Here is a 7,827-nt window from a genome sequence, read left to right as displayed (position 1 = left end):
GGCTACGGCCGGCTTCGTGCATTAACTCGTCGATGCTGGCGCGGGTGTTCTGAATCAGATCGAGCATGGGCAACAGGAGCTGACTGTTCTCGGCAAAACAGGCGCGCAGCCCGTCCGGGTCCTGCTTGGGCACCACGTGCAACGGCGCGCTGGCGCTTTGGGGCTTCTTCTTGGTACGCTTCATTTGGCGGTTCTCCTTGGTCCCCTGTCCGGGAAGTTGGTCGTCGAAACCCGATTCTCTCGGATTTCCAACGGGGAACCGCCGCCTTCAACCTTCAACTACGCCCGGGACATTGCCCAGGTCTCTCTGTGAGCGTCAGCGCGATGCCGCGTCGCGTGGGGTGGCGAAGGCGGCGCAGCGTGTTGCTGAAAAGAAGTCTGGCTTTGGTGCTGCCGGCGGCGGCCAGTAGCCGGAGCCACCGCGCGCAATGCTCACGACGCAACGATACATATCGGCGATCCACGGTGGCGGGGCGTAGTCGGAAAAGGCCGGATCGTACCCGAACGGCAGGGCGTTTCCGCTGTCAAGAACGGTCCGCGCAGTTCAGTTTCCGGCCATCTCACGGATTGGTGACCGTCTCCTACTGCACCGTGATGGTCTCTTTCATGTTCGGGTGTATGCCGCAGAACACCTTGTAGACCCCCGGCTTGTCGAACGTGAATTGATATGTATCGTTCTGATCAAGCGCGGCGGAGCGGAATATGCCGGCATCGTTGACGATCGTATGCGGTTCGCCATCCAGATTCTTCCACGTCACGGTCGAGCCGACCTTGACCGTGAGGGACATCGGCGAAAACATGAAATTCTTGATAACAACGGCATTGGCTTCCTGCGCATGCGCGACAGTCGACCCGCAAGCCAATGCGGCCATGAGCATCCCGCCCCCGATAGAGCCGACACATGCGCGACGAAAGAAAGTGGAAAGCATGATTGGGATCCTGGATGAGTGAGCAAGGGGTGTCTGGAATCAGGCGAGCGTCGTGTCTGCAAGCGTCGCCTTGAGTGGATGGCGCGAGATCTTGATGCTGGTCACGCCAAGCATCCTCGGGAGCTGATCATTCGACACCGTTAGCGGCATGGGTCCGGGGCCATTGCCGGCCGTTGGTTGTGGATAGGCGGTCGAGCGCGCTGTATGGAAGGTGACATTCCCCTCCACCCTGGAAACGATCTGATGGATATGTCCATTCAGGACTGTCACCGAACCAAACCGCTTCAGATAGCTCATCGCCAGGCCTGCATCGCCGGTGCCCCAACCCCACGGTTCGTAAATCGTCCACATCGGCATGTGTGCAAACACAACGATCGGCGTGCTGGACGAACGCCCCTTCAGATCGTTCTCCAGCCAGGAAAGCTGGTCGTCGCCCAGGCTCCCCAGACCATTTGGCTTGAAATGCATCACGTTGACGAGCCCGATGAAGTGCACACCACTGTGGTCGAAGCTGTAATAGCCCTTGTTGTCCGAGGCCTGGCCGAAGCGGTTGAAGTATTCGGTTCCAGGCCCGTCTGTCACATCATGCTCTCCGGGCACGGTGTGCAACTCGGTGATGTTCAGCCCCGCCAGCAATTGGGCCGCAAGGTCGAACTCTGCGGGCCGCGAGAGATGGGTGATATCGCCCGTGTGAATCGTCAGGGCCGGCTTGACCGGCATGGCGTCAACGAAGTCAATCGTCTGCCTCAGCGTACCCGCGACATCCGGATTCGCTTCCTTGTTGAAGCCGATATGCGTGTCGCTGATCTGCAGGAACAGGGGAACGCCCGCGGCCGCGGACTCGTCCTTCGTACTGGCGGCGAAGGCCAATTGCACTGGCGTGACGACACCACCGGTCAGGACGAACAGGGTGCCCGCGCCACCGTAGGCCAGGCATTTCAATGCGCTGCGGCGCGACGGATTGGAAGGAAGATCTGATGACATGGTGTCCTCTCGACTAAGGTTCAGCAGGAGGTCGACCGCCGGATCATCCGGTGGACCTCCGCGGCTGGCTTCGAACGCTAAACTGGCGCGCCGACCGTTTTATTCCGCGATCGGAAATCTCACCGCTGGCGCACAACAGGCCACTCATCCTTCACCGCGCTGCTGCAACGTGCTTACGGATCTCGAGCGCGGGCGCCCCTCACATTACCTTACCCTCTCGGGGATCTCGTCGAATCAGGGAATAACCGTCGCGTGCTCACGGTATTGCAGGCGGGACACACGAACTGGGTGACCACGATGGACATCATCGACATGGCCCGTGCATCGGGATTGACAGTTGTCCTCGACGGCAGAATAGGCAGCGAGGAATACCAGAGCGTATGCGGTTCGGTATCCGCGTTACTGCGATTTGCCGAAACAGTATGTCAGTCCGCAGCGAATCAGAGCGACTTGACCTCGCGCTGTTCGACGGCGGCTAACCCGTCTGGCAGGATGCGCCGGTGTGCTATCGAAGGTGCCGGGACCTCCCGCGCAAGAAACGCGTCTGCTCAACGCATGTCGCGCGACACTCAACAGAGTGTGAAATAAGAGACGCCCCCGGTGCACACACCACACCGTGAATCGAGGGTTCAGATGCAATCCGTTCTGCGCGGGTTTCAACTCGGGTCGGGCATGGTGCTGCTGACCTATCTTTTCCTCCACCTGACCAATCACGCGCTCGGCATCTGGTCACTGGACCTTGCCGGACGCGGTCTCGTTGTGGCGCTCCGGCTCTGGCGTAGCGCCCCTGGAACGATCGCGCTGTACGGTGCAGCTTTGCTGCATTTTGCATTGGCGGTGCGCACGATATACGGGCGCCGCCACTGGGCGCTGCCGCCCACCGAATGGCTCCGCCTCTGGGCAGGCCTCAGCCTGCCGCTGCTGCTGATCCGCCACGCGGTGACAACCCGGCTCGCCTCCTCGCTCTATGGCTTCGAGCCTGATTACGAGCGCGTCGTCACCGTGCTGCTTACCAGCGGCACGCAGGGCCTGCAACTTGCACTGCTCGCGCCTGGCTGGATACACGGATGCCTCGGGCTGTGGTTCCGGTTGCGCCATCATCCGTCGGCGCGCCGCGTGAAGCCCGCGCTGCTGGCACTCGTCGTCCTGTTGCCACTGCTGTCCGCAGGAGGCTTTATCCGGATGATGCAAGCCGTCGAGGCGAAGAGCCCTATGCTTCCGCCCCCCGATCCGAAACTGGTTTCGCACCAACTCGCCCTTGATGCCTGGCGTCACCATCTCGTCATCCTTTATCTGTCCGTGATCATTAGCGCGTTCGTCGCAGGCCAGTTGCGCAACGGCCTTGAACGTCGAAGATTGCAGAACAGGTGATGAATGCCGATACGACACGGCCGCACGCGAGGATGAATCGGCCGACGTCCTGTTTGACCAAGATCGGGAATATCCCGCGACGAAGCGGCGTCTACACGATGCGCATCGCGCAACACTGAAACATTAACTAAGGAGTATGAAATGATTAAATCTATCGTGATCGTCTTTTCGCTGGCGACTCTCGCAACGTCGAATGCGTTTTCTCAAGGCAAGACCCGCGCCGAAGTCTATCAGGAGCTGATCGAAGCACAGCAAAACGGTCTGAACTTTGTGACCGAAACCTCCTATCCGGATGTCAATCCGATCTACGCGGGGCAGGTCGCACGTATGAAGCGTGAACATCTCGCGCGGCAGAACGCTTCTCTCCCAGACGACAAGGCGCATTGAACGCCAGCCATTCCATTTTGCAAATACCTCCCGAGGTAAAAGGAGTACCACATGAAATCGGATTCGATGGCCGGGTGCGTTTTACCGCCGCTACGCAGCTTCGTGATCGCAGGCACCATGCTGATGGCCGGTACAGTGAGCGTTGATGCGCAGACCATGCCGGAGCCTGCCACCCAGCAACGCACCCGCGCGGAAGTCATGCACGAACTCGAAGAACTGGAGGCGGCGGGTTATAACCCGTCGCAGGGTGACGATGGTTCGTACCCCGCCGATATTCAGGCCGCGGAAGAGAAGGTTGCCGCGAAGCATCGAGCGGAAAGAGACGCGGCGATGAGCGCGGGCGGAAACGGACAGGCGACGCCGGCGCCTTGAGATGCAGACGGTGGTCAATACTCCGCGTACAAGGCGCTCGCATGGAGGCGATAGCCGACGCGACGCTGCATAGTTATAGCGCTTTCTTCCGATTACCGTGACGCCTTGCAGATCTTCGTCGAGAAGGACGTGCAGCGACATCAGGCATCCGCTGACAGGTTGCTCGCACGTGCCATGCGCGGTCGGTTAGCAAGAGCGGTCATCCGTCGGCGGCGTTCACCCGCTGGTTCGCTGTGGTCAAAGTGACGTAGCTCTGCCGCCGAGCATCGACCGACGGCAGGCGGGAGCGCCGCAATGACACGCATACTGCTCCCGGATGTCATCGGTGATCTCGCCGGCGACCGTTAGGCCGTAATCAATGAACAGCTCTTCGCCGGGCTGGATGGCGGTGATTGCATGAATGAATACGCGATCGCCCGTCTCGATTGCTTCACAGTTGGGTGTACACGCGTGGTTCATGAAGCGGGCGCTGTTTCCGCCGCGACTGCCGTCGATCACGCGTCCGCTGGAAAGGCCGAAGACGAATGTGTGTCCCACCTCCGATCGCTGACGCGCGGCTGCCCGCCGCCAGCTGGTTACTTCACCCTTGTACTCGATGAGCCGCTCGCCGGCGCCGATGGGCAGCAGTGCAAAGAGTCCCTTGCCATGCACAGACGAACGTCGTGCTGTGATGCGTCGCAGTCGCATTGTGTGGTTTTCCTTCCGTAACGTCTGTCGGTCTTCTTCATTTCCGTCAAGGTGCGAAGCATATCGCTGTCGTCGCCGGTGTTCAACGAGTCACGTTGTTTGGCTCGCAACCGTCAGCCGCTGACACATTTCCAGCCCAGGTTCGCCAGAACCCGGTCAGAAGAACGATGGGTGGATGGGCGCGCACGGTATGGRAAACGCAGCGATGCCTTTTCCAAAGTCTCACGGGTGGGCGGCGCGACGCATGCCCCGTAGCGGCCGCCGGCGGTGCGCGTCAGCGCTGCGTCGATGCGATTTACGGCAGATCAGGTCCGATGGGCACGCGTCATTCGAGGGTTTGCAAGACCGCCATATCGACCCGGTCGTTGATTTCATCGTTGATCACCGCGTTCCCCCGCACCGCGCGTGACAGGATTAGACTGACAGATYGATACGCGCGGACCGCACCCCTCTGACGACGTTCTCGACCGTTTCTTCAGGGAGCCGTTCATGAATGACCTGACGTATAACGTGCTCTTTCTTTGCACCGGCAACTCGGCGCGCAGCGTGATGGCAGAGGCGCTTCTCGCCACACTGGGGAAAGGTCGGTTTTGCACCTACAGCGCAGGAAGTAATCCGATCGGAAAGATCAATCCTTTTGCCATCGAACAGGTACGCAAGACTGGGTACGACCTGGCCAATCTGCGCAGCAAATCGTGGGACGAGTTCGCCATATCCGAACCGAGCGCACCCCTCATGGACTTCGTTATTACCGTGTGCGATCAGGCCGCTGGAGAGGTATGCCCATTGTGGCCCGGCCATCCCGCATCAGCACACTGGAGCTTCTCCGACCCCGCCGCTGTGGAGGGCCCGGATGAAAGCAGGCGTGCTGCATTCGAACAGGTGTACCAGCAGATTCGATGCAGGGTCGAGGCGTTCGTCGAGCTACCGCTGGACGGACTCGATGACGCCGCCATTCGCGCCGAGTTGCGACGGATTGGCGACATCGACGTCACGGCCATCGGCACATCCGGGATGTCGACGCGAGGCTAGAGCTTTCGAAGAGCAATTCCGATTGCCTGGCCCTCTGGTGACGGCTATGGCCGACCTGGTGCCATGGTGGTCGATGAACCGGACGGTTCGATGAGGGCGGCGCAGTTGGCCGCGCCCTTGCAGGGCGCGCGAATCTGCACGAATTGACCATGAGCGCTGGTGCGTGCGCCCGGACGGAGACCGACATGACAAACCGGCTCGCTGCAGAATCCTCGCCTTATCTCCGCCAGCATGCGGACAACCCGGTCGACTGGTATGCGTGGGGCGAAACGGCATTTCACCGCGCACGCGAGGAGAACAAGCCGATCGTTCTCTCGGTGGGCTACGCCGCGTGCCACTGGTGCCACGTCATGGCGCACGAATCCTTCGAGAATCCGCGCATCGCCAGCCTGATGAATGAGCGCTATGTCAGCATCAAGGTGGATCGGCAGGAGCGTCCCGACATCGATGAAATTTACCAGCAGGTCAGCCAGATGATGGGACAAGGAGGCGGCTGGCCGCTTACCGTGTTCCTCACGCCACAGGGAGAGCCGTTCTTCGGCGGCACCTATTTCCCGCCGGACGACCGCTATGGCCGCCCCGGGTTCGCGCGCGTGTTGATAACCCTGAGTGAAGCCTGGCGGCATCGGCAAGATGAACTGCGGGACACCATTGCGCAGATTCAGCAGGGCTTCCGGCAGCTCGATCAGGCACACCAGGGCGGGCCAACCGCCGATGTCGAAGATCTGTCTGCACAGACAGCCCACGCGTTGGCACGGAACACGGATCCGGCTCATGGGGGGCTCGGCGGCGCGCCCAAGTTCCCCAATCCAAGCTGTTACGACCTCATGCTGCGCGTCTATGAACGAAGCCGCGAACCCGCGCTGCTTGACGCACTGGAACGCACACTCGACCGCATGGCGGCGGGCGGCATCTATGACCAGCTCGGCGGCGGGTTTGCCCGCTATAGCGTTGACGCGCATTGGGCCGTGCCGCACTTCGAGAAAATGCTCTATGACAATGGACAGCTTGTGAAGCTGTACGCGGATGCCTACCGTCTGACCGGCAAGCCGACATGGCGCCGCATCTTCGAGGAGACCCTCGCCTATATTCTGCGCGACATGACGCATCCCGAAGGTGGCTTCTATGCCAGCGAAGATGCCGACAGCGAAGGCCGGGAAGGCAAGTTCTATTGCTGGAGACCCGCCGAGATCAAGGCAGTCCTTGGCGAGTCCGAAGGGGCACTGGCGTGCCAGGCCTACGGTGTGACAGAACGCGGCAATTTCGAGCACGGCGCCACGGTGCTCCACCGTGCGGTCGGGCTGGACGCGCTGGAAGAACCGCAGCTCGCGGGCTGGCGCGACCGGTTGCTGGCGGCGCGCGCCCGACGTGTGCGCCCGGCGCGGGACGATAACATTCTCACCGGGTGGAACGGTCTGATGATCGCGGGACTCTGTGCCGCTTTCCAGGCGACGGGTGTCTCCGGGTATCTCAGCGCGGCAAAGCGTGCGGCCGCCTTTATCCAGAATGAACTGACACTTGCCGACGGAGGCGTATTCCGGGCCTGGAGGGACGGCGTAGCGAAGGTGCCGGGCTTCCTCGAGGACTACGCCTTTCTCTGTAATGCGCTGCTCGACCTCTACGAATCCTGCTTCGAGAGGCGCTACCTCGATCGTGCGATCGAACTCGCGACACTCATCCTCGACAAGTTCTGGGACGACGGGCTGTATTTCACACCCTGCGATGGCGAGCCATTGGTGCACAGGCCCCGTGCCCCCTACGATAGCGCGTCGCCGTCGGGCATCTCATCCAGCGTATTTGCCTTCTTGCGTCTGCATGCACTCACCAACCACGATCTTTACATCGACCGCGCCGAGCATGAAATCCAGAGATACGAGTCCGCAGCTGGCAGAGCACCGTCCGCTTTCGCGCACCTCATGGCCGCGCGGGACTTCGTGCAGCGCGGCCCGTTCGAGATCGTCCTGGCCGGCGAGAAATCGGCGGCCACAGCACTTGCAACCAGCGTTCACCGGGCATACCTCCCCGCGCGCGTGCTGGCTTTTGCAGAAGACGTGCCGATCGGCCG

8 protein-coding genes and 1 pseudogene are annotated in these 7,827 nt (G+C 61.1%); 5 read left to right on the top strand and 4 right to left on the bottom strand.

Annotation, left to right across the window (positions count from 1 at the left end; all coding sequences use genetic code 11):
- The 3 genes and pseudogenes from GCT13_RS46155 to GCT13_RS46145 form a co-directional block, all read right to left on the bottom strand.
- Nucleotides 1-184: pseudogene (locus GCT13_RS46155) on the bottom strand (IS256 family transposase); the annotation flags it as partial.
- A gap of 397 nt (nt 185-581) precedes the next feature.
- The gene (locus GCT13_RS46150; protein WP_227747380.1) at nt 582-872 is read right to left on the bottom strand and encodes a cupredoxin domain-containing protein; all 291 of its coding nucleotides are present in this window, start codon (nt 870-872) and stop codon (nt 582-584) included.
- A 96-nt stretch (nt 873-968) separates the two neighbouring features.
- Nucleotides 969-1,913: a metallophosphoesterase family protein gene (locus tag GCT13_RS46145; protein ID WP_152768270.1), complete on the bottom strand. Its 945-nt coding sequence runs from the start codon at nt 1,911-1,913 to the stop codon at nt 969-971.
- Between the two features lie 633 nt (nt 1,914-2,546).
- Between GCT13_RS46145 and GCT13_RS46135 the strand changes: the two genes are divergently transcribed.
- The 3 genes from GCT13_RS46135 to GCT13_RS46125 all read left to right on the top strand — a co-directional run bounded on the left by GCT13_RS46135 (nt 2,547) and on the right by GCT13_RS46125 (nt 4,043).
- Nucleotides 2,547-3,284, top strand: coding sequence for a hypothetical protein (locus tag GCT13_RS46135; protein WP_152768268.1), 738 nt, complete (start codon nt 2,547-2,549; stop codon nt 3,282-3,284).
- Between the two features lie 141 nt (nt 3,285-3,425).
- The gene (locus tag GCT13_RS46130; RefSeq protein WP_152768267.1) at nt 3,426-3,671 is read left to right on the top strand and encodes a DUF4148 domain-containing protein; all 246 of its coding nucleotides are present in this window, start codon (nt 3,426-3,428) and stop codon (nt 3,669-3,671) included.
- A 51-nt stretch (nt 3,672-3,722) separates the two neighbouring features.
- Complete coding sequence (locus tag GCT13_RS46125) at nt 3,723-4,043, top strand: DUF4148 domain-containing protein (RefSeq protein ID WP_152768266.1); 321 nt, start codon at nt 3,723-3,725, stop codon at nt 4,041-4,043.
- Between the two features lie 237 nt (nt 4,044-4,280).
- Here the strand turns inward: GCT13_RS46125 and GCT13_RS46120 are convergent, their stop codons facing one another.
- The gene (locus GCT13_RS46120) at nt 4,281-4,730 is read right to left on the bottom strand and encodes an SET domain-containing protein (RefSeq protein ID WP_152768265.1); all 450 of its coding nucleotides are present in this window, start codon (nt 4,728-4,730) and stop codon (nt 4,281-4,283) included.
- Between the two features lie 489 nt (nt 4,731-5,219).
- Here GCT13_RS46120 and GCT13_RS46115 point away from each other — a divergent pair, with 489 nt between their 5' ends.
- Together GCT13_RS46115 and GCT13_RS46110 are read left to right on the top strand one after the other, a co-directional pair.
- A complete protein-coding gene (locus GCT13_RS46115) occupies nt 5,220-5,762 on the top strand; it encodes an arsenate reductase ArsC (protein WP_152768264.1) in 543 nt (180 codons plus the stop codon).
- 185 nt (nt 5,763-5,947) lie between these two features.
- The coding region (locus GCT13_RS46110; RefSeq protein ID WP_152768263.1) for a thioredoxin domain-containing protein at nt 5,948-7,827 on the top strand (1,880 nt) is incomplete at its 3' end.

This window comes from Paraburkholderia franconis (assembly GCF_009362735.1).
In the GTDB taxonomy this organism is placed as follows: domain Bacteria; phylum Pseudomonadota; class Gammaproteobacteria; order Burkholderiales; family Burkholderiaceae; genus Paraburkholderia; species Paraburkholderia franconis.
Note: the sequence above shows the minus strand (reverse complement) of the source record. Positions and strands in the feature narration are given on the sequence as shown.